General features: G+C 41.0%; 22 protein-coding genes. 8 read left to right on the forward strand and 14 right to left on the reverse strand.

The features are described from left to right. Window positions 1-128: 128 nt before the first annotated feature. Complete coding sequence (locus ADG03_RS00340) at window positions 129-1,550, reverse strand: NCS2 family permease (protein WP_049471728.1); 1,422 nt, start codon at window positions 1,548-1,550, stop codon at window positions 129-131. 175 nt (window positions 1,551-1,725) lie between these two features. On the opposite strand from ADG03_RS00340, the gene ADG03_RS00345 reads away from it, so the two are divergent. From ADG03_RS00345 to serS, 7 genes are all read left to right on the forward strand, one after another. Continuing rightward, window positions 1,726-2,538 carry a Cof-type HAD-IIB family hydrolase gene (locus ADG03_RS00345; protein WP_049471729.1) on the forward strand — a complete coding sequence of 271 codons (813 nt, stop codon included), beginning with the start codon at window positions 1,726-1,728 and terminating at the stop codon, window positions 2,536-2,538. 190 nt (window positions 2,539-2,728) lie between these two features. Further along, window positions 2,729-3,751, forward strand: coding sequence for an alcohol dehydrogenase AdhP (gene adhP / locus ADG03_RS00350; protein ID WP_003003874.1), 1,023 nt, complete (start codon window positions 2,729-2,731; stop codon window positions 3,749-3,751). Between the two features lie 375 nt (window positions 3,752-4,126). Further along, window positions 4,127-5,116 carry a PTS sugar transporter subunit IIB gene (locus tag ADG03_RS00355; protein ID WP_003010431.1) on the forward strand — a complete coding sequence of 330 codons (990 nt, stop codon included), beginning with the start codon at window positions 4,127-4,129 and terminating at the stop codon, window positions 5,114-5,116. A 27-nt stretch (window positions 5,117-5,143) separates the two neighbouring features. Then, window positions 5,144-5,947, forward strand: a complete 804-nt coding sequence (locus ADG03_RS00360; RefSeq protein ID WP_003003888.1) for a PTS mannose/fructose/sorbose transporter subunit IIC — start codon at window positions 5,144-5,146, stop codon at window positions 5,945-5,947. 18 nt (window positions 5,948-5,965) lie between these two features. Continuing rightward, entirely contained in the window at window positions 5,966-6,877 is a 912-nt protein-coding gene (locus ADG03_RS00365) for a PTS system mannose/fructose/sorbose family transporter subunit IID (protein WP_049471730.1), read from the forward strand. Between the two features lie 80 nt (window positions 6,878-6,957). Continuing rightward, window positions 6,958-7,326, forward strand: a complete 369-nt coding sequence (locus tag ADG03_RS00370) for a DUF956 family protein (protein WP_023920226.1) — start codon at window positions 6,958-6,960, stop codon at window positions 7,324-7,326. A 217-nt stretch (window positions 7,327-7,543) separates the two neighbouring features. After that, the gene (serS, locus tag ADG03_RS00375; protein ID WP_003018473.1) at window positions 7,544-8,821 is read left to right on the forward strand and encodes a serine--tRNA ligase; all 1,278 of its coding nucleotides are present in this window, start codon (window positions 7,544-7,546) and stop codon (window positions 8,819-8,821) included. Window positions 8,822-8,863: 42 nt separating this feature from the next. On the opposite strand, the gene ADG03_RS00380 is transcribed toward serS, so the two are convergent. From ADG03_RS00380 to ADG03_RS00440, 13 genes are all read right to left on the reverse strand, one after another. After that, complete coding sequence (locus ADG03_RS00380) at window positions 8,864-9,634, reverse strand: acetyl-CoA carboxylase carboxyl transferase subunit alpha (protein WP_021154504.1); 771 nt, start codon at window positions 9,632-9,634, stop codon at window positions 8,864-8,866. After that, entirely contained in the window at window positions 9,627-10,493 is an 867-nt protein-coding gene (gene accD / locus ADG03_RS00385; protein WP_049471731.1) for an acetyl-CoA carboxylase, carboxyltransferase subunit beta, read from the reverse strand. The genes ADG03_RS00380 and accD overlap by 8 nt, the downstream gene beginning before the upstream one ends. 103 nt (window positions 10,494-10,596) lie before the next feature. After that, complete coding sequence (locus ADG03_RS00390; protein WP_049471736.1) at window positions 10,597-11,961, reverse strand: acetyl-CoA carboxylase biotin carboxylase subunit; 1,365 nt, start codon at window positions 11,959-11,961, stop codon at window positions 10,597-10,599. A 13-nt stretch (window positions 11,962-11,974) separates the two neighbouring features. Then, window positions 11,975-12,400, reverse strand: a complete 426-nt coding sequence (gene fabZ, locus ADG03_RS00395; RefSeq protein WP_003004019.1) for a 3-hydroxyacyl-ACP dehydratase FabZ — start codon at window positions 12,398-12,400, stop codon at window positions 11,975-11,977. After that, window positions 12,397-12,885, reverse strand: a complete 489-nt coding sequence (gene accB / locus ADG03_RS00400) for an acetyl-CoA carboxylase biotin carboxyl carrier protein (protein ID WP_023920218.1) — start codon at window positions 12,883-12,885, stop codon at window positions 12,397-12,399. Before accB ends, fabZ begins: the two co-directional genes overlap by 4 nt. A gap of 3 nt (window positions 12,886-12,888) precedes the next feature. After that, window positions 12,889-14,121 (reverse strand): beta-ketoacyl-ACP synthase II, encoded by a 1,233-nt coding sequence (gene fabF / locus ADG03_RS00405; RefSeq protein WP_049471732.1) that lies wholly within the window; start codon window positions 14,119-14,121, stop codon window positions 12,889-12,891. A 59-nt stretch (window positions 14,122-14,180) separates the two neighbouring features. Further along, window positions 14,181-14,915: a 3-oxoacyl-[acyl-carrier-protein] reductase gene (fabG, locus tag ADG03_RS00410; protein ID WP_024056373.1), complete on the reverse strand. Its 735-nt coding sequence runs from the start codon at window positions 14,913-14,915 to the stop codon at window positions 14,181-14,183. 12 nt (window positions 14,916-14,927) lie between these two features. Next, entirely contained in the window at window positions 14,928-15,848 is a 921-nt protein-coding gene (gene fabD, locus ADG03_RS00415; protein WP_024056374.1) for an ACP S-malonyltransferase, read from the reverse strand. Between the two features lie 22 nt (window positions 15,849-15,870). Then, window positions 15,871-16,836, reverse strand: a complete 966-nt coding sequence (gene fabK, locus ADG03_RS00420; RefSeq protein WP_024056375.1) for an enoyl-[acyl-carrier-protein] reductase FabK — start codon at window positions 16,834-16,836, stop codon at window positions 15,871-15,873. A 113-nt stretch (window positions 16,837-16,949) separates the two neighbouring features. Beyond that, the gene (locus ADG03_RS00425) at window positions 16,950-17,174 is read right to left on the reverse strand and encodes an acyl carrier protein (RefSeq protein WP_003003892.1); all 225 of its coding nucleotides are present in this window, start codon (window positions 17,172-17,174) and stop codon (window positions 16,950-16,952) included. 58 nt (window positions 17,175-17,232) lie between these two features. Further along, window positions 17,233-18,207 (reverse strand): beta-ketoacyl-ACP synthase III, encoded by a 975-nt coding sequence (locus ADG03_RS00430; protein WP_049471733.1) that lies wholly within the window; start codon window positions 18,205-18,207, stop codon window positions 17,233-17,235. After that, the gene (gene fabT / locus ADG03_RS00435) at window positions 18,207-18,641 is read right to left on the reverse strand and encodes a fatty acid biosynthesis transcriptional regulator FabT (RefSeq protein WP_009732277.1); all 435 of its coding nucleotides are present in this window, start codon (window positions 18,639-18,641) and stop codon (window positions 18,207-18,209) included. The genes ADG03_RS00430 and fabT overlap by 1 nt, the downstream gene beginning before the upstream one ends. Before the next feature lie 96 nt (window positions 18,642-18,737). Next, window positions 18,738-19,529, reverse strand: coding sequence for an enoyl-CoA hydratase (locus tag ADG03_RS00440; RefSeq protein WP_049471734.1), 792 nt, complete (start codon window positions 19,527-19,529; stop codon window positions 18,738-18,740). Between the two features lie 240 nt (window positions 19,530-19,769). On the opposite strand from ADG03_RS00440, the gene ADG03_RS00445 reads away from it, so the two are divergent. Further along, window positions 19,770-21,125 carry an aspartate kinase gene (locus ADG03_RS00445; protein WP_049471735.1) on the forward strand — a complete coding sequence of 452 codons (1,356 nt, stop codon included), beginning with the start codon at window positions 19,770-19,772 and terminating at the stop codon, window positions 21,123-21,125. Window positions 21,126-21,270: the final 145 nt, after the last annotated feature.

Raw genomic sequence — 21,270 nt, forward strand, 5'->3', positions numbered from 1 at the left:
AGTCATGGAACTTCAAAGAAGTTCGCTGACGTCCGTACTCACCTAAGGAATGTTTTTGGTATAACTTTGTCTTCAATCTGAAAGGAATGGGAGACAACTCCCATTCCTTTTTGGCACTTTTCTGATACTTAATTCAAGGCCATGCTAACGTAGTTTAAAATAAAGAGAACATCTAGGATCCAAATCATGCTGTGCACTTCTTTGGCTTCTCCTTTAACCACTTTCACTAAGCTATAGGTGATAAATCCAGCAGCGATCCCTTGTGTAATCGAGTAGCTGAAGCCCATAAAGATAGAGGTGAAGAAAGCAGGAACTGCTTCTGACATATCTTCCCAATGGATATTTTTCAAGCCACTCAACATCATGATCCCAACAACAATCAAAATTGGGGCTGTGGCAGCGGTCGGTACAATCGCCAACAACGGACTAAAGAGACTTGAAATAGCAAAACAGATCGCTACAACCAAGGCTGTCAGACCAGTGCGTCCACCAGCTCCAATACCAGCTGCAGATTCAACATACGTCGTTACGTTTGAAGTTCCTGCAATAGCTCCGACTGAAGTCGCTACAAGGTCTGAATAGAGGGCCTTATCTAATTTCGCTGATTGATGGTTTTCCCCATTTGTCGCAACAATCCCAACTTTTTCACCCGTACCGATTAAAGTTCCAATTGTATCAAAAATATCCGTCAAGGAGAAGGCTAAGATTGCCATTAAGGTCTCAGGCAAACGAGACGTATTGGAAATCAAAGAACCCAATCCTTTTGATCCCAAAGCTTGACCAAAGATCTTGCCTAAATCATTAAAGGCAGCTCCTAGATGATTACTTGCAAAGTCGATTTTAGTGATATCAACCACATGGATGAGAATTCCAAGCACAGTCGTTGCTAAGATAGAAAGGATAATTCCTCCCTTAATCCCTTTGACAACAAAGAAAATAGTAATCGCAAGACCAACAAGAGCCAAGAGGACAGCCGGATTGTTAAAATCAACCAATCCAGGAACAGCAGATGCATTGGCTGAGATCGTTGCATTCGCCTTATCTGCTCCTTCTCCAACCACTGTATAGGTATGAGGGTCAATCGTGAATTTCAAAAATCCCGCATTCTTAATTCCAACATAGGCCAAGAAAATCCCGATCCCAGCTGAAATAGCAGAGCGAAGAGCGGTCGGAATCGATTCGATGATCATCTTCCGAACATTTGTCAATGTGATAATCAATGAGATCACACCACAAATGAAGACCATTCCCAAAGCTTCCTGCCATGAGTAGCCCATACCAAATACAACGGTAAAGGTAAAGAAGGCATTCAAGCCCATCCCAGGTGCTTGTGCATAAGGTAAATTGGCATAAAAAGCCATCATCAAGGTTCCGACAACGGATCCAATAATCGTTGCAAGGAAGACCCCTTGAGCTGGCATACCTGTTTGTGACAACATTTGAGGGTTTACGAAGAGGATATAACTCATCGCAAAAAAGGTTGTCAAACCAGCAAGAACCTCTGTTCGAACAGTGGTTCCATGTTCTGAAAGTTTAAAAAACTTATCCATTTCAGAATAAACTCCTTTTTCATCATTCTCGCTCCCAATCAATTTGCGAACGTTATTTCTATTTTACCAAAAGATCTTTCGCCTTTCAAGAAATCCTACTTCTCTTCTCGATTTTTGAGCGCTTTTCCGATTTTTCTGATATAATGGTCTCATTCTTCTCGAAAGGAACTGAAATATGCATAAAAAGATGATCGCTCTAGATCTAGACGGCACTCTCTTAAATTCCGAAAGCAAATTGAGCGACTTTACCATTGATACGATAAAAAAAATTAGTGCTCTTGGCCATAAAGTCATTATTACAACAGGCCGCCCTTACCGTATGGCACATACCTATTACAAACAACTAGAGCTAGATACTCCGATGATCAATTTTAACGGCTCCCTTACGCATCTACCTGAGAAAAAATGGGCAGATGAACAATGTTTGACTTTAGATAAAAAATACCTGTTAGATATGGTCGCTAACCGAGACACTATCCAAGCGGACTTTATAGCAGGCGAATACCGCAATAAATTCTTTATTACCGATCCAAATGAGCATGTTGCAGATCCTAAATTATTCGGGATTGAATCTTTCCAACCAGAAAATCAATTCAACCCCGAACGGGTAACGAGCGACCCAAACTGTATCCTCTTTCAAACGAAAGCGGAAGACAAATATGCTCTGGCAGATGAAATGAATCGGCATTATGACTACAATCTGTCTATCAATACTTGGGGTGGTCCCTTAAATATTCTGGAATGCAATCCAAAAAATGTGACCAAAGCTTCTGCTCTGACCTACCTTCTGGATAAACTCAATATGGATCAGAAGGATTTGATTGCCTTTGGAGACGAGCACAACGATACTGACATGCTAGCTCTCGCTGGTCATGGATACGCTATGAAAAATGCTAGCTCCGTCCTTCTCCCTTATGCAGACTCCGTCACAGATTTCACAAATAACGAAGATGGTGTCGCGCGCCAACTCATTCAATTATTCTTATAAAACTAACAGACATGAGTTATCCCCTCATGTCTTTTTCTGCGCCAAATCCTTAATCGGTTAATCAATACCGCCCCTTTTTTCCATTTTTTTCATTGCCTCGTCATCTGGTTTGTGATATTATTAACATAGTTATTAAAGAAGCGCTTTCAAAAATTTTAAACCGCTTCTCGTTCACTTAAGGAGGAACAAAATGAAAGCTGTTGTTGTAAATCCAGAAGGTACTGGTGTTGAAATCGTTGCAAACAAAGACATGCGTCCACTTGAAACAGGGGAAGCACTTGTTCAAATCGAATACTGTGGTGTCTGCCACACTGACTTGCACGTTGCTCACGGGGACTTCGGTAAAGTTCCAGGCCGTGTTCTTGGACACGAAGGAATCGGTATTGTTAAAGAAGTTGCTCCAGATGTCAAGAGCCTAAAAGTTGGGGATCGTGTCAGTGTCGCATGGTTCTTCGAGGGATGTGGAACTTGTGAATACTGTACAACTGGTCGTGAAACTCTTTGCCGTACTGTAAAAAATGCTGGTTACTCTGTTGATGGAGGGATGGCTGAACAATGTATCGTTACTGCAGATTACGCAGTGAAAGTACCTGAAGGATTAGATCCAGCCCAAGCATCTTCTATTACGTGTGCAGGTGTTACCACTTATAAAGCCATCAAAGAAGCCAAAGCTGAACCAGGACAATGGATTGTTATCTATGGAGCTGGTGGACTAGGAAACTTGGCTGTTCAATATGCTAAGAAAGTCTTCAACGCACATGTCATCGCTGTCGATATCAACAATGATAAACTAGAATTGGCGAAAGAAGTTGGTGCAGACTTTGTCATCAACGGTCGCGAAGTTGAAGATGTCCCAGGATTGATTAAAGAAAAAACAAATGGTGGAGCTCACTCTGCTGTCGTAACAGCTGTTTCTAAAGTAGCTTTCAACCAAGCAGTAGATTCTGTTCGTGCAGGCGGCCGCGTGGTTGCAGTTGGTCTTCCTTCTGAAATGATGGACCTCAGCATTGTGAAAACTGTATTAGATGGTATCCAAGTCATTGGTTCTCTTGTAGGAACTCGTAAAGACTTGGAAGAAGCCTTCCAATTTGGTGCAGAAGGCTTGGTAGTCCCTGTCGTTCAAAAACGTCCAGTAGAAGATGCAGTCAAAGTCTTTGACGAAATGGAAGCTGGAACCATTCAAGGACGTATGGTACTTGACTTTACAAACTAAACAACTGAACCTACAGGACTAGCCCAACTGGGCTAGTCTTTTTGAGTGCTCTCAATCATTCTATTTTACAATTTATTATATATTTATTTTTTATTTTTGCGGATATAGATCGATTGTTGGAATATTTTTATTGAAATTCAAATCCTATGAAACCTACATATCATTGCTTTCTTCTGCCATCATCAACTAATAAACAAGAGCCATTCAAGAGCATTCAATTTTTATTCAACGATAATTTAATATAATAAATTAATGCTTTTATATCGAGTTTTTGATAGAAAAATTGACTTAAGTGTGGAAACGATTTATAATAAAGTAGCTTAAAGTTTTCTTAAACTGAAAGTCAAACAAATTTTATAAGGAGGAATGTCAATAATGAGTATTGGTATCATTATTGCTAGCCACGGTGAATTTGCAGCTGGAATCCACCAATCCGGCTCGATGATCTTTGGGGATCAAGAGAAAGTTCAAGTGGTTACGTTCATGCCAAGTGAAGGCCCGGATGATCTCTATGCTAAATTTAATGCAGCTGTTGCCGCATTTGATGCAGAAGATGAAGTCTTGGTTTTGGCTGACCTTTGGAGTGGTTCTCCATTTAACCAAGCAAGTCGCGTCATGGGAGAAAATCCAGATCGTAAATTTGCGATCATCACAGGATTGAACCTTCCGATGTTGATTCAAGCTTATACAGAACGTTTGATGGATGCAAATGCCGGCGTTGATCAAGTCGCTGCAAACATCATCAAGGAAGCAAAAGACGGTGTCAAAGCCCTTCCAGAAGAATTGAATCCTGTTGAAGAAGCTAGTACAGCCGCTGCTGCTCCTGTAGCCCAAGCTGCTATTCCAGAGGGAACAGTTATCGGAGATGGAAAACTCAAGATTAACCTTGCCCGCTTAGATACACGTCTTCTTCATGGACAAGTCGCAACTGCTTGGACACCTGATTCAAAAGCCGATCGGATCATTGTTGCTTCAGATTCTGTTGCCAAAGATGAACTCCGTAAGGAATTGATCAAACAAGCGGCACCAAATGGTGTGAAAGCAAACGTTGTCCCAATTCAAAAATTGATCGACGTTGCAAAAGATCCACGTTTTGGAAATACCCATGCTTTGATCTTATTTGAAACACCTCAAGATGCTCTTCGCGCCATCGAGGGTGGTGTTCCGATTAAAACCTTGAACGTTGGTTCAATGGCCCATTCAACTGGTAAAACCATGGTTAACAATGTGTTGTCAATGGATAAAGATGACGTAGCTACATTTGAAAAAATGCGTGATCTTGGAGTAGAATTTGACGTCCGTAAAGTGCCAAATGACTCTAAGAAAGATTTGTTTGACTTAATTAACAAAGCTAACGTTCAATAATCGATTACTTACGAAAGGATTTTAAACATGTCTATTATTTCTATGGTATTAGTGGTCGTTGTTGCCTTCTTAGCAGGTCTTGAAGGTATCCTTGACCAATTCCAATTCCACCAACCCCTTGTTGCTTGTACCTTAATCGGTTTGGTAACAGGTAATTTGACTGCTGGCATTATGCTTGGTGGTTCACTTCAATTTATTGCACTTGGGTGGGCAAACATTGGTGCCGCAGTTGCACCCGATGCTGCCCTTGCATCTGTCGCTGCTGCCATCATCATGGTACTTGGGGGAGACTTCAGTACAAAAGGAATCGCTGTCGCTCAAAGTGTCGCTATTCCACTTGCAGTTGCTGGTCTTTTCTTGACCATGATCGTCCGTACCCTTTCCGTTGGTTTGGTTCACACTGCCGACGCTGCTGCTAGAAAAGGGGATATCAAAGGTGTAGAACGCGCTCACTTTGTGGCCCTTCTTCTTCAAGGTCTTCGTATCGCCATTCCTGCAGCCCTCTTGTTGATGATTCCTGCTGAAACTGTCAAAACTGCTCTTGAACAAATGCCAAAATGGCTCTCTGATGGAATGCAAATCGGTGGTGGTATGGTTGTAGCCGTTGGTTATGCCATGGTTATCAACATGATGGCGAGCCGTGAAGTATGGCCATTCTTTGCCATCGGTTTTGCTCTTGCAGCTGTTAGCCAATTGACCTTGATCGCCCTTGGAGCAATTGGTGTTGCCCTTGCCTTGATCTACCTTACTCTTTCTAAGAAAGGTGGCAATGGAGGTGGCGGTGCCGCTACTTCTAACGATCCAATTGGCGACATTCTCGAAGACTATTAAGAAAGGTGTGACACTATCATGACTGAAAAATTACAATTATCTAAATCAGATCGTCAAAAGGTTTGGTGGCGTTCAACCTTCTTGCAAGGTTCTTGGAACTATGAACGGATGCAAAACTTGGGTTGGGCATACTCATTGATCCCAGCTATCAAAAAACTTTATACGAAGAAAGAAGACCAAGCGGCTGCTCTTGAGCGTCACATGGAATTCTTTAACACTCACCCATACGTTGCCGCTCCTATCATCGGGGTAACGCTTGCTCTTGAAGAAGAAAGAGCAAACGGTGCCGCTATTGACGATGCTGCCATCCAAGGGGTTAAAATTGGTATGATGGGTCCTTTGGCGGGTATCGGAGATCCAGTCTTCTGGTTTACAGTACGTCCTATCCTTGGTGCCCTTGGTGCATCACTTGCTGCGTCTGGTAACATCCTTGGCCCACTCATCTTCTTTATCGCATGGAATGCGATTCGTATGGCCTTCTTGTGGTACACGCAAGAACTTGGTTACAAAGCAGGTTCTGAAATTACCAAAGATATGTCTGGTGGGATCTTGCAAGACATCACTAAAGGGGCTTCTATCCTTGGGATGTTCATGCTCGCTGTCTTGGTAGAACGTTGGGTATCTATTAAATTCGTCTTCAATGTTTCTTCTGTCAAATTAGACGACAAAGCTTATATCCACTGGGATAAACTTCCTGAAGGATACAAGGGTATCCAAGAAGCCTTCGCTCAAGTTGGTTCAGGCCTATCTCAAACACCTGAAAAAGTTACAACTTTCCAACAAAACTTGGATTCATTGATTCCTGGTTTGATGGGATTACTTCTTACTTTTGCTTGTATGTGGTTGTTGAAGAAAAAAGTATCTCCAATCACCATCATCATCGCTCTCTTTGTAATCGGTGTACTAGCACACGTTGCTGGCTTGATGTAAGCAAAGATCAACTAAAAAGAAGGTTTCGGCCTTCTTTTTATTATGATATAATGGAGTGAACAGCAATACAGGAGGATCTCATGGCTCAATCATTGAATAAAACCGTTGAATTCCATACTACAGGGGTTTCTTACCTTGGAGTGGGGGGAAAGGTTGGAAAAATCCTAGTCGGGAATGCCGCTTTTGAATTTTATGCGGATGCAAATGTAGAAGACTACATCCAAATTCCCTGGCAAGAAATCGAGCGAATCGGAGCCAATGTATCCGGACGTAAAATTAGCCGCCATTTTGAAATCTATACCAGAGAATCAAAATTTCTCTTTGCTTCAAAAGACTCTGGAAAAATTTTAAAGATTGCTCGGGAACATCTAGGAAATGATAAAATTGTCAAACTTCCTACGTTGATCCAAATCATCACGGCTAAAATTAAAAATCTATTTGCAAAATAGAATCTTTTCTTGTATAATAGACGCAAACGGATAAGTAAGTTAAGAGTCTCTTTCAGAAAGTCTGCGGTTGCTGCGAGCAGATAGAAATCTTAATTGAAATTCTACCGTTTCTTTAAAATACAATATCGAATCAAGTGCACACCTGTGAAGTTGGATGGAACCGTGGCTCTGCCACTCCAACACTGTAACAGGTGTGTTTTTTGTTAAAGGAGAAGCTATGTTAGATATTAAACGGATTCGTACAGACTTTGATGCAGTTGCAAAAAAATTGGCAACACGTGGAGTAGATGCGGCTATTTTGAATGAAATGAAAGAAATCGATGCCAAACGTCGAGACATCTTAGTCAAAGTAGAAAATCTCAAAGCAGAGCGCAACACCGTATCTGCTGAAATCGCACAAGCTAAGCGCAACAAGGAAAATGCAGATGATAAGATTGCTGCCATGCAAACTCTCTCTGCAGAGGTCAAAGCATTGGATACAGAATTGGCTGAAATCGATGCCAAATTAACTGAATTCACTACTACCCTTCCAAACATCCCTGCTGATAGTGTCCCTGTTGGAGCAGATGAGGATGACAACGTTGAGGTTCGCCGTTGGGGAACACCGCGCGAATTTGGCTTTGAACCAAAAGCTCACTGGGATTTAGGAGAAGACCTTGATATCCTTGACTGGGAACGCGGGGCTAAAGTCACTGGTGCTCGTTTCCTCTTCTACAAAGGACTTGGAGCTCGCTTAGAACGCGCTATCTACAACTTCATGTTGGACGAACATGGCAAGGAAGGCTACACTGAAGTCATCCCTCCTTACATGGTCAACCATGATTCTATGTTTGGTACTGGTCAGTATCCAAAATTCAAGGAAGACACTTTTGAACTTAGCGATACCAATTATGTCCTCATTCCAACAGCTGAAGTTCCTTTGACGAACTACTACCGCGATGAAATTCTTGATGGGAAAGACCTTCCAATCTACTTCACCGCTATGAGTCCATCTTTCCGTTCAGAAGCTGGTTCAGCCGGTCGTGATACCCGTGGCTTGATCCGTTTGCACCAATTCCATAAGGTTGAAATGGTGAAATTTGCCAAACCAGAAGAATCATATGATGAATTGGAAAAAATGGTTGTCAATGCTGAAAATATCCTTCAAAAACTCAACCTTCCATACCGTGTGGTAGCTCTCTCAACGGGAGACATGGGCTTCTCAGCTGCCAAGACTTATGACTTGGAAGTATGGATTCCAGCGCAAAACACCTACCGTGAAATCTCAAGCTGTTCTAATACAGAAGATTTCCAAGCTCGCCGTGCGCAAATCCGCTACCGTGATGAAGCAGATGGCAAGGTAAAACTCCTTCACACTTTGAACGGTTCAGGGTTAGCTGTCGGACGTACCGTCGCTGCTATTCTTGAAAACTACCAAAACGAAGACGGTTCTGTGACCATTCCAGAAGTCCTTCGACCATACATGGGTGGCGCAGAAGTCATCGCACCAAAATAAAGTTTAAAAAAACTGAGACTTGCAAATTGCAAGCTCAGTTTTTTAATATTTACGAAAACGTTGGTAGCGTTGCTCCAGAAGCTCTTCGAGAGGTAAGGCTTGTAAAACCTTTAACTCTTCCTGTAATTCCTTCTTCACTTGAGCCAGTAGTTCTCCATTTGAAAATCCATGCTCGGGAATCACCTTATCGACAATTTCCATATTTAACAATTCGTGAGAAGTAATCTTCATCAACTCTGCTGCTTCCATGGCACGACTTCCATCTTTCCAAAGAATAGAGGCAAAACCTTCTGGACTCAAGACCGCATAGATGGAGTTCTCAAGCATCCAGACCTTATCTGCTACAGCAAGAGCCAAGGCACCACCAGAGCCACCTTCTCCGATGATAATCGCGATAATCGGAACTTTTAAATCACTCATTTCCATGAGGTTACGGGCAATGGCTTCACCTTGTCCTCGTTCTTCAGCACCAACACCAGGATAAGCACCCGCTGTATTGATAAAGGTCACAACTGGACGACCAAATTTCTCCGCTTGCTTCATGAGGCGCAAAGCTTTTCGATAGCCTTCTGGATGTGGTTGCCCAAAATTACGTTTTAGATTATCCTGAAGATTTTTTCCTTTTTGGATTCCAACGACTGTAACCGTTTGATCGCCTAAGCGTCCAATCCCACCAATCACCGCACCATCATCACGGAAGTTTCGATCTCCATGTAATTCGATAAAATCATCAAAAATTCCTTGAGCAAAATCAAGCGCAGTCAATCTTCCTTGGTCACGTGCTTCTTTAATAATCTGTGTTATTTTACTCATGTTTACCTCCATGAAGGGCTAATAATTGTCCAACTGTCGCTCGGATTTGACTTCTCTCCACGATCAAGTCAACAAATCCATGTTCTTGTAGAAATTCTGCTTTTTGGAAATCATCTGGCAATTGTTCACGCACAGTTGATTCAATCACGCGTCGACCAGCAAAACCAACCAAGGCCTGACTCTCTGCCATGATAATATCACCTTCCATAGCAAATGAAGCCGTTACCCCACCGGTTGTCGGATCTGTCAATACCGTCAAATAGAATAATTTTTCTTTGGAATGGCGTTGAACAGCTGCAGAAATTTTTGCCATTTGCATCAAACTCACGATTCCTTCTTGCATCCGAGCACCACCGGAAGCGGTAAAAAGAACAACTGGCAATTTTTCTTTTGTCGCAAATTCAAATAAACGAGTAATTTTTTCGCCTACTACAGAACCCATTGAAGCCATGATAAAGTTGGAATCCATGATCCCAAGCGCAACTTTTTGCCCTTTAATCAAGGCAGTTCCAGTCAGGACAGCTTCATCCAATCCTGTCATTTCCCGCACTGCTGCTAGTTTCTTCTTATAATTTGGAAAATTCAAAGGATCTGTCGTTTCGATTCCTGTAAACATTTCTTCAAAGCTAGCTGGATCCACTGTCAGCGCCAAGCGTTCTTTAGCAGAAATACGGAAGGTATAGCCACAATTCGGGCAGACACGCTCACTACCTAAATCCTTTTGGTAAATGGTATGTTTACAACCTGGGCATTGTGAAAATAGTTCATCAGGAACTTCAGGTTTTGGCTGAGGCTCCTTCCAGGCTGACCTATTCGGATTGATCCGAATATATTTATCTTTTTTAGAAAATAATGCCATTACTTACTCCTTATAATATGCTACAGTATCTGAAGCATTACTATAAAAGCCTGAAACTGTGAAGATGATATTCATACTTCCCTCACAAGTCCAGGCTTTTTCATCATTCCTTATTATAATTTGGAAGGAATTGTTCCATCAAAAATGCAGTGTCATAATCACCAGCGATCACATGTGAATCTGAAATCAAATCCAACTGGAAACTGCTATTGGTTGTGACACCATCGATTTCCAACTCATAAAGAGCACGCTGCATTTTCATCAGTGCATCAAAGCGATTTTCCCCATGGACAATGATCTTGGCAATCATACTATCATAGTATGGCGGAATCGTATAACCAGGATACACAGCAGAATCCACACGCAAGCCAACCCCACCACTTGGAAGATAGAGATTAGTGATCTTACCTGGGCTTGGTGCAAAGTTGAAGGAAGGATTTTCCGCATTGATCCGGCATTCAATCGCATGGCCTTTAATGACAATATCCTCTTGAGTAACGGATAATTCTTGGCCAGCTGCGATTTTAATCTGTTCCTTAACGATATCAACTCCTGTTACAAATTCTGTGACAGGATGCTCCACTTGCACACGGGTATTCATTTCCATAAAGTAGAACTCACCCTTGCCTTCATCATACAAGAATTCAATCGTTCCAGCATTCTCGTACCCAACTGATTCAGCTGCACGAACAGCTGCAGAACCAATCCGATCACGAAGCGTTTTTCCAATAGCAATCGAAGGGGATTCTTCTAGAACTTTTTGGTTATTTCGTTGAAGAGAACAATCGCGTTCACCTAAGTGAATAACATGTCCATGCTGATCCGCTAAAATCTGTACTTCAATGTGGCGTGCCGGATAAATCACCCGTTCCATATACATGGCACCATTTCCAAAAGCAGCTTGAGCTTCTGAGGAAGCAGATTCAAAAGCAGCAACCAAATCTTCTGGTTTTTCAACCTTCCGAATTCCCTTACCACCGCCTCCTGCAGATGCTTTCAACATCACAGGGTAACCAATACGCTCTGCAATCTCGAGAGCTTCTTCAGTAGTATACACTTCACCATCTGATCCAGGAATAACGGGTACTCCTGCTTTGATCATCTGTTTACGAGCATTAATCTTATCCCCCATCATATCCATGACTTTAGCAGAAGGTCCGATAAATTTAATACCAACTTCCTCACACATGGTTGCAAATTTAGAGTTTTCACTTAAAAATCCAAAACCAGGATGGATAGCTTCTGCTCCAGTTAAAACAGCTGCAGATAAGACGGCACTCATATTCAAATAAGATTCTGTTGATTTAGCAGGTCCAATACAGACTGCTTCATCCGCTAGTAAGGTATGCAAGGCTTCTTTATCAGCAGTAGAATACACCGCAACCGTCTCGATGCCAAGTTCACGAGCTGCACGAATAATGCGAACTGCAATCTCACCACGATTGGCGATTAAGATCTTACGAAACATAGATAGGCCTTTCTTAATTTCCAATTGCAAAAGTAAGTGTTCCTGAAGCTGCAAGCTTACCATCTACCTCTGCTTTCGCTTCAACAACAGCAATTGTTCCACGACGTTTGACAAAAGTAGCTGTCATCACCAGTTGATCTCCTGGAACGACTTGTTTTTTAAACTTCACCTTGTCCATCCCTGCATAAAAGACTAATTTCCCTTTATTTTCAGGTTTTGACAACTCTAGTACACCTGCTGTTTGTGCCAAAGCTTCCATGATGAGAACACCTGGCATAACAGGATACTGTGGAAAATGTCCATTAAAAAATGGTTCATTAATTGTCACGTTTTTAATGGCAACAATCGTATCTTCGCTTGTTTCTAAAACGCGATCCACCAAAAGCATTGGGTAACGATGCGGCAAAGCCTCACGAATAGCATTTATATCAATTGTCATTTAATTCGAACCAATCCTTTTCCAAATTCAACCATTTCTTCATTCGTTACCAAAATTTCAGTGACCACCCCATCTTTAGGTGCTGGGACTTCATTCATCACTTTCATGGCTTCGATAATTAAGAGTGTTTGACCCTTAGTGACCTTGTCTCCTACAGATACGAAGGCTGGTTTATCCGGAGCTGGTGACAAGTAAGCCACACCAACCAATGGACTTTCAACGACATCACCTTCAGCCTCTTGAGCTGGAGCAGCAACTGTTTCAGCCGCTACAGCTGGAGTTGCTGGTGCTTCAACAACAGGGGCTACTGCAGGAGTTTGAGGGGCCGCTACCACTTCAACCGCAGGGGCTACCGGTGTAGCCGCAACTGAACTAGTTTGGTTTTTACTCAAATTCAATTCTTCGCCGTTATTTTTATATGAGAATTCACGCAAAGTTGACGCATCAAATTGAGCCAACAAATCTTTGATTTCAGAAATATTCATGAATTAACCCTCCCAACGTTTAAAGGCCAGAACAGCATTGTGTCCTCCAAAACCAAAGGTATTTGAGATAGCGTACTGAATATCCGCTTCTTGGCCTTCACCATAAACAACGTTTGCTTCGATATAGTCAGATAATTCTTTAGTACCAGCAGTTTTTGGTACAAAACTGTGACGAATCGCTTCGATGGTAGCAATCGCTTCAACCGCACCAGCAGCACCAAGCAAGTGTCCTGTAAATGATTTAGTCGATGATACAGGAACTTCTTTACCAAGTACAGAAACAATAGCTCCGCTTTCACCTTTCTCATTGGCAGGTGTAGAGGTACCATGGGCATTGACATAGTCAACATCTTCAGGCTTGATACCTGCTTCATTGATCGCTAATTTAATCGCTTTAGCAGCTCCTGAACCGTCTGGAGTTGGTGTTGTCATGTGGTAAGCATCACAGTTTGATCCGTAACCAACAATCTCAGCTAAAATATTAGCACCACGTTTTTGGGCATGTTCCAAACTTTCGATGACAAGAACCCCTGCACCTTCCCCCATCACAAAACCATTACGGTCTTTATCAAATGGAATAGAGGAACGTTCTGGGTCTTCTGTTGTTGAAAGGGCCGTAAGAGCGTTGAAACCACCGATACCAATTCTAGTAATTGAAGCTTCTGAACCACCGGCTAAAACAACATCATGGAACCCAAATTTAATTTCGCGGAAGGCTTCACCGATAGCATCATTGGCAGAGGCACAGGCAGTTGTCACTGATTTACATACCCCTTGTGCGCCAATTTTAAGCGCAATATTCCCAGCACCCATATTTGAAAGAGCTTTAGGGATAAACATTGGTTGGATTCTCTTCATTCCACGTTCATGCATACGGATAATTTGATCTTCCAATTCTTGCAAACCACCGATACCAGATGAGACAATCACACCTACACGATCGCGGTTTTCTTCTTCCATATTCAAGCCTGAATTTTCAATAGCTTCCATCGCAGCATAGATTGCATACAATGAGTAAGTATCCATACGGTTTTGATCTTTTTTCACAAAATATTTATCGAATGGGAAATCTTGAATTTCACCAGCATTAAAGACTGGAATTTCGGAAGCATCAAATTTCGTAATGGGCTTGATTCCAATTTTTCCTTCATGAAGGCTATTCCAGAACTCCTCTGGTGTATTTCCGATTGGTGAGGTTACACCGTAACCTGTAACAACAACACGATTTGTAGACATATATATTCTCCTTTTGTCGGATGGATATTAAAGTAATTAGTTCTAGACCAGATAGCGCCTTATTGCATAGTCATTCCGCCATCAATGGCAATTGTTTGACCAGTTAAATATTCTTGACCTGCCAAGAAAGCCGCAACTTCTGCCACTTCTTCAGCTTGACCAATTCGTTTCATTGGCACTTGCGCTAGCATGGCGTCTTTCATTTTCTCTGGAATAGCGTCTGTCATATCTGATTCAATAAAACCAGGTGCAATGGCATTCACACGAACCCCACGAGCCGCAACTTCACGCGCAACGGATTTGGTAAAACCAATCAATCCAGCTTTTGAAGCTGCATAGTTCGCTTGACCAATATTCCCCATAAGACCCACTACAGAGGACATGTTGATAATGGCACCTTGACGAGCTTTAGACATAGGTTTTAAGACAGCTTGAGTCATATTAAAGGCACCGGTCAGGTTGATTTTCAAGACCCGTTCAAAATCTTCTTCAGTCATTTTCAACATCAACTTGTCGTTTGTGATGCCAGCGTTATTGACCAAAACATCAACACTTCCAAGCTTTTCAATTACTGCAGCTACCATACGCTGAGCATCTGCCCCATTCGAAATATCTCCAGAAATACCAACAACAGTCACACCATAATCAGCAAACTGAGCTAATAAATCCTCTGAAATTTCTGAACGGCCGTTCAAAACAATATTAGCACCGAGACTCGCAAATTTATGAGCCACAGCCAATCCAATTCCGCGTGTTGAACCTGTTACAAAAACATTTTTATTCTTAAGTTCCATCTTTACCTCGTTTTAAGCATTCAGAAGTGCATCTAGACTAGCCTGATCTTCGACGTTATGAGTTGGAAGAGTTTTATCAATTTTCTTCAAGAATCCCGACAAGACTTTTCCAGGTCCGATCTCGATGACCTCATCTACACCAAATTCTTGAATCGTAGCAATTGAATCATAGAAACGAACCGGTTCTTTTACTTGACGGGCCAAAAGTGCTTTCACATCTTCTGACTTCATGATAGTAGCTTCTGTATTCCCAACTAAAGGAAGATCAAAATCATTAAATGATACTTTTTCTAGTTCAGCTGCCAATTTTTGACTAGCAGATTCCAGTAAGGCTGTGTGGAATGGACCTGACACATTCAAAGGGATCAAGCGTTTGGCACCTGCTTCCTTCAAAAGTTCCACAGCATAGTCCACAGCCGCAACCTCACCACCAATCACAATCTGTGCGGGTGTATTGTAGTTAGCTGGTGTCACTACACCCTTTTCAGATGCTTGTTGACAGATTTCTTCAATCAAACTTGGATTAGTATTCATAACAGCTACCATTTTCCCACTTCCTGCAGGAGCCGCCGTTTCCATGAATTCGCCACGTTTTGCAACCAAAGCTACTGCATCTTCAAATGAAAGAACTCTAGCAGCAACCAGGGCAGAGTATTCCCCCAAAGAAAGGCCGGCAACAATATCAGGAGTGATACCATTTTCTACTAAAAGACGATAAATGGCTACTGACGTTGTCAAAATAGCTGGTTGAGTATAACGTGTCTGATTCAATTTTTCTTCGTTAGAATCAATCAATTCACGTAAATCATAACCGAGAATACGATTAGCCGTATCAAATGTCTCTTTGACAACGGGATAAGCCGCATACAAATCGCTCGCCATGCCCAATTTCTGAGCCCCTTGACCAGCAAATAAGAACGCACGTTTTGTCACTATCCTAATCCTTTCGATGTTACTAGACTTTTACATTTGCCCAACGAGCAGCTGCTCTTTGGATCACTTTAGCTGCCCCATAATAGATATCTTCTAGAATTTCAGCACAAGTTTCTTCCTTGCTTACAAGACCAGCAATTTGGCCTGCCATTACAGATCCATTGTCAACATCTCCATCAACAACAGCGTTGCGAAGGGCTCCTGCTCCTAATTCTTCAATTTCTTCTTGAGTCTTCTTACCTGCCAAGAAATCTTTTTCAGCTTGGTTATAGGCAGAAGCCAATTTATTTTTGATCGCACGAACAGGGTGTCCAACAACAGATGCAGAAACTACAGTATCGATATCTTTTGCTTTCAAGATTTTATTCTTAAAGTTTTGGTGAGCATTGGATTCTTTTGCAACCACGAAACGAGTTCCCACCTGAACAGCTTCTGCACCTAACATAAAGACAGCTGCAGCACCGGCACCATCAGCGACTCCTCCAGCACCAATTACTGGAATAGAAACAGCTTCAACCACTTGGCGAACCAGGGTCATGGTCGTCAATTTACCAATGTGACCTCCAGCTTCCATTCCTTCTGCAATCACTGCATCAGCGCCCAATTTTTCCATCCGTTTTGCAAGTGCAACAGACGGAACCACTGGAATTACAGTGATCCCTGCTTCATGGAAACGATCCATGTATTTCCCTGGATTTCCAGCACCAGTTGTAACAACTTTTACACCTTCTTCAATCACCAGGTCAACAATGTCATCCGCAAATGGGGACAAAAGCATGATATTTACACCAAAAGGTTTATCTGTAATAGACTTCACCTTATCGATGTTAGCCTTTACAACTTCTTTTGGAGCGTTCCCACCACCAATGATTCCAAGACCTCCAGCATTTGATACTGCTCCGGCCAAATCACCATCAGCGACCCATGCCATCCCACCTTGGAAGATTGGATATTTAATATTCAATAGTTCAGTAATTCGTGTTTGCATTATACCTACCTCTTTTTCGCTTAAGTAATAGTTTGAGTTCGAAAGATTGTTTCTTTGAGCCTCAAACTATTACCTAAACAAGAGAGAATATCTTTCGATACTCTCATCTATCATTATTTTGTTTTTTCTTCTACGTAAGCGACAAGATCACCAACTGTAGACAATCCTTCTTCAGTTTCGATTTGGATATCAAAAGCATCTTCGATTTCAGAGATCACTTGGAACAAATCCAATGAATCAGCTTCTAAATCTTCGAATGTAGATTCAAGAGTTACTTCTGATGGTTCTTTACCAAGTTCTTCAACGATAATTTCTTGTACTTTTTCAAATACTGCCATGACAGGCCTCCTTAAAAAATAATATATAAATTTTTAAAATGTGTTTCCACATGTTTAACTAGATTGTAACAAGAAGTGTGCCCCATGTCAAACCTCCACCGAATCCTGTAAGAAGAATTTTTTGACTTCCATCCATCTTGATTCGATGATTCTCCACACACTCCGATAATAGAATGGGGATACTAGCAGCACTAGTGTTCCCATATTCCATCATATTTGCTGGGATCTTCTCTCTAGAGACACCCAGTTTTTTTGACATCTTATCTAACATTCGGTCATTCGCCTGGTGTAACAGAAAATAGTCAATCTCTTCTGCTTCCATAGAGGCGTCTGCTATAATCTTTTGAATGCTTTTCGTGACATCACGAACAGCAAAATCAAAAACTGCCCGTCCATCCATCGTCAGATATCTTCGATCGGTAACTTCCTCTGAATAAGGAGAAGACAGACCCAAATAGCAAGATTCAAGACTAGAACCTCGGCTACCATCCGTAAAGAGATTTTCAGACAAAAACGTTTTTTGATCGCTCGCTTCAAGCAAGACACCGCCAGCTCCATCTCCAAAAAGTACTGAAGTAGAGCGATCTGACCAGTCTAATACTTTTGAAAGCGTCTCACTACCGATCACAATCCCTCGCCGGTACATCCCTGAAGAAATGTATTTTTCAGCAGTGGCTAATGCAAATACAAATCCACTACATGCTGCAGTCAGGTCAAAAGCAAAGGCTCGAGAAGCTCCAATATTAGCTTGTACCCGGGCTGCGGTCGATGGCATTAAGCTGTCTGGAGTAATTGTAGCGACAACGATAAAATCAATTTCTTCAGCGTCTAAGTTTGCTTTTGCTAATAATCTTTGTGCGACAACTGTTGCAAGATCACTGGTCGTCTCATCTCTTGAAATGTGACGACGAAGAATGCCTGTCCGACTACTGATCCATTCATCACTTGTATCCATAATCTCAGCTAAATCATCATTCGATACGACTTGGTCAGGTACATAATGAGCAACTTGACTAATTTTAGCAAAGACCATTATTTAATTTCCTCCAAGAAACGATACAGATTTTGCAATCCTTTTTGCATCACTTTCTTCTCTTCAGGACTCATATCTCCAATAATCTGGTTGACCATCCGTTTATGGAATTGCTGATGAAGACGATAAAGTAGACGACCGTTCTTCGTTAAACTCAAGTGTACAACCCGGCGATCAACTTCCGATCTTCTTCTTTCGATATACCCTTTGCGCTCAAGATTATTCAAACTTGTCGTGACAGTCCCCAAAGTCACCATCAACTCCCGTGAAATATCACTCGGGGTTGCATTCGGTGTCGAACCAATCACATCGATTGTATGCATTTCTTTAATAGAAACATCCTTGAATCGACTTGCTCTTAGGCTCGTCTCCTCGATAACCAAAACATTATTAAAGATGGATGTTAAATAGTCATTAACTAATTGGTAATTCAAAACTCCACCTCCTAATTTTACTTTGATAGTCAAATTTTATCAAAAATGAAAATAATTTGCAAGCATTTTTTCACAAAACATAGAAAAAATACAAATTTATTTTCCTTTAAATTGTGGCCGACGTTTCTCGGAGTAGGCAATAACCCCTTCCTTGAAATCTTCTGTAAATGCTAGTTTCTTTTGCAAATCCAATTCAAGACCCGCATATTGGTCCCATTCTTTCAAGAACGCTTCCCAAACCATTTCTTTCATGGCAGCATAAGAATTTGAAGATCCTCTTCTTAATTTTTTAAGCAATTGATCAACCGTTTTCTCAAGTTTTTCAGATTCACAAACACGGTAAGCTAGGCCATATTCCAATGCTTTTTCTGCGGTCAAAGCTTCACCCGTCATTACTAAATGAGTAGCCCGAGACATACCAATAGCTTTTCCTAATAAGAATAACCCACCCGCATCTGGTGCTAAACCAACCCCAACAAAGGCTTGAATAAATTTAGTACGATCACTAATAATACAAAAATCAACAGCTACTGCTATGTTGGCCGCCGCTCCTGCGACCGCTCCATCAGCTACCATAATAACCGGCTTAGGTAATTGCTTAATCTTCTTAGAAATAGTATTAACTAATTCAGCAATTAAAACAAGAGACTCGATGTCATCTGCATCGACTGCGCGTTTCATTTCGCTCAAATCTCCACCAACTGAAAAGATTTTCCCTTCTGCTGATAGAATAATGAATTTTACTTCCTCATTTTTTTCTGCATCTTCTAAGGCAGCTAAAATTTCCTGACACATTGGAATGTTAAAACCATTGGAAACTTCAGGACGATTTAAAGAAATTGACGCGAGATCGTTTTCGACAGAATACAAAATTGTTTCAAACATCATAGACTCCTTTTGTTTAAATATAAAATATTTTGATCTTAAAACTTTTTAATTATAACATATCATACCATAAAAAATTAGAATAGTAAAATATATCTATAAGATGTAACAAAATTGTAAAATTTGAATCATGACAATTTATAGCCTCTTAAGATCCACCTATTCTATGCCCTATTTATAAATACATTGTATCAACAACTGAAGTTTGGTATAATGTACTAATGAAACTATTAAGGAGAAAATATGAAAGTAACTAAATTCGGTGGAAGTTCTCTAGCATCAGCTCCACAATTAAAAAAAGTACTTAATATCATTAAAGATGATCCAGAAAGAAGATTTGTAGTTGTATCAGCTCCTGGTAAGCGAAATGCAGAAGATACAAAAGTAACAGATGCACTGATCCGGTATTATAAAGAATTTACTTCAGATAAGGATGTCACACAAACACAACAGTGGATTATTGAACGTTATCGGGCCATTACAGAAGAATTGGATCTCAAAGATTCCATTATTCAAGAAATTGCTGAAGATATCTATGATTTAACAAATTTACCTAAAAAAGGAAATCCATTCACATACGATGCATTCCTAGCAGCAGGCGAAAATAACAATGCTAAACTCATTGCTGCTTATTTCAATCAAAATGGATTAGAAGCAAGATATATCCATCCAAAAGAAGCAGGAATTACGGTCACTGCTGAACCTTCCAACGCTCGTATTTTACCATCTAGTTACGATAAAATTGAAGAACTCAAAGATTCAAGTGAAGTGATTGTCATTCCAGGATTCTTTGGTGTTACTCAAGATGGTGACATTTGTACATTTTCTCGTGGTGGATCTGATATTACTGGATCGATCATTGCAGCAGGTGTAAAAGCAGACTTATATGAAAACTTTACAGACGTAAATGGTATCTTTGCAGCACATCCAGGTATTATTAAACACCCACATTCTATTCCTGAATTAACCTACAAAGAAATGCGTGAATTAGCCTATGCTGGTTTTTCAGTCTTACATGATGAAGCACTTGTTCCAGCATACAGAGGTAAAATTCCATTAGTCATTAAAAATACAAATAATCCAGACCACCCTGGAACCCGCATTGTTTTGGAACATTCAAATGATCATGTGACTGTTGTAGGGATCGCAGGTGATTCAGGATTCGTTAGTATTAACACTACAAAATACCTTATGAACCGCGAAGTCGGTTTTGGTCGAAAAGTCCTTCAAATTTTAGAAGATCTCAATATCAGTTGGGAACATATGCCAACAGGAATTGATGATTTATCCATCATTTTGCGTTCACGTGAACTGACTCCAATCAAAGAACAAGAGATTCTGAAACAATTAACACAAAAGCTAGAAGTTGACACAGCCGAAATTGAACATGATCTTTCTATCATTATGATTGTTGGTGAGAAAATGAAGAGTCAGGTAGGGGTTACTGCCACTGCAGCCAAAGCACTATCAGAAAATGAAGTGAATATTCAAATGATCTCTCAAGGTTCTAGTGAAGTTTCCATTATGTTCGTTGTAAGTAAAGATCAAGAAGAAAAAGCAATTAAAGCCTTATATCAAGCATTTTTCCCAAATAACTAAATAGAGAAAAGCTCCGTTAACTAAACGGAGCTTTAATTAACACTAAAATGAAAAGTAAAAAAAGAGATCAATTACTTGATCTCTTTTATTCTATACTCCGCCAGTAGGACTCGAACCTACGACATCATGATTAACAGTCATGCGC

This window comes from Streptococcus parasanguinis (assembly GCF_001069785.1).
Classification (GTDB): Bacteria; Bacillota; Bacilli; order Lactobacillales; family Streptococcaceae; genus Streptococcus; species Streptococcus parasanguinis_T.

Coding starts and splice junctions, on each gene's coding strand:
- ADG03_RS00340 (WP_049471728.1), bottom strand. CDS start 1,550: ATGGATAAGTTTTTTAAACTTTCAGAACATGGAACCACTGTTCGAACA.
- ADG03_RS00345 (WP_049471729.1), top strand. CDS start 1,726: ATGCATAAAAAGATGATCGCTCTAGATCTAGACGGCACTCTCTTAAAT.
- adhP (WP_003003874.1), top strand. CDS start 2,729: ATGAAAGCTGTTGTTGTAAATCCAGAAGGTACTGGTGTTGAAATCGTT.
- ADG03_RS00355 (WP_003010431.1), top strand. CDS start 4,127: ATGAGTATTGGTATCATTATTGCTAGCCACGGTGAATTTGCAGCTGGA.
- ADG03_RS00360 (WP_003003888.1), top strand. CDS start 5,144: ATGTCTATTATTTCTATGGTATTAGTGGTCGTTGTTGCCTTCTTAGCA.
- ADG03_RS00365 (WP_049471730.1), top strand. CDS start 5,966: ATGACTGAAAAATTACAATTATCTAAATCAGATCGTCAAAAGGTTTGG.
- ADG03_RS00370 (WP_023920226.1), top strand. CDS start 6,958: ATGGCTCAATCATTGAATAAAACCGTTGAATTCCATACTACAGGGGTT.
- serS (WP_003018473.1), top strand. CDS start 7,544: ATGTTAGATATTAAACGGATTCGTACAGACTTTGATGCAGTTGCAAAA.
- ADG03_RS00380 (WP_021154504.1), bottom strand. CDS start 9,634: ATGAGTAAAATAACACAGATTATTAAAGAAGCACGTGACCAAGGAAGA.
- accD (WP_049471731.1), bottom strand. CDS start 10,493: ATGGCATTATTTTCTAAAAAAGATAAATATATTCGGATCAATCCGAAT.
- ADG03_RS00390 (WP_049471736.1), bottom strand. CDS start 11,961: ATGTTTCGTAAGATCTTAATCGCCAATCGTGGTGAGATTGCAGTTCGC.
- fabZ (WP_003004019.1), bottom strand. CDS start 12,400: ATGACAATTGATATAAATGCTATTCGTGAGGCTTTGCCGCATCGTTAC.
- accB (WP_023920218.1), bottom strand. CDS start 12,885: ATGAATATTTCTGAAATCAAAGATTTGTTGGCTCAATTTGATGCGTCA.
- fabF (WP_049471732.1), bottom strand. CDS start 14,121: ATGTCTACAAATCGTGTTGTTGTTACAGGTTACGGTGTAACCTCACCA.
- fabG (WP_024056373.1), bottom strand. CDS start 14,915: ATGGAACTTAAGAATAAAAATGTTTTTGTAACAGGTTCAACACGCGGA.
- fabK (WP_024056375.1), bottom strand. CDS start 16,836: ATGCAAACACGAATTACTGAACTATTGAATATTAAATATCCAATCTTC.
- ADG03_RS00425 (WP_003003892.1), bottom strand. CDS start 17,174: ATGGCAGTATTTGAAAAAGTACAAGAAATTATCGTTGAAGAACTTGGT.
- ADG03_RS00430 (WP_049471733.1), bottom strand. CDS start 18,207: ATGGTCTTTGCTAAAATTAGTCAAGTTGCTCATTATGTACCTGACCAA.
- ADG03_RS00440 (WP_049471734.1), bottom strand. CDS start 19,529: ATGATGTTTGAAACAATTTTGTATTCTGTCGAAAACGATCTCGCGTCA.
- ADG03_RS00445 (WP_049471735.1), top strand. CDS start 19,770: ATGAAAGTAACTAAATTCGGTGGAAGTTCTCTAGCATCAGCTCCACAA.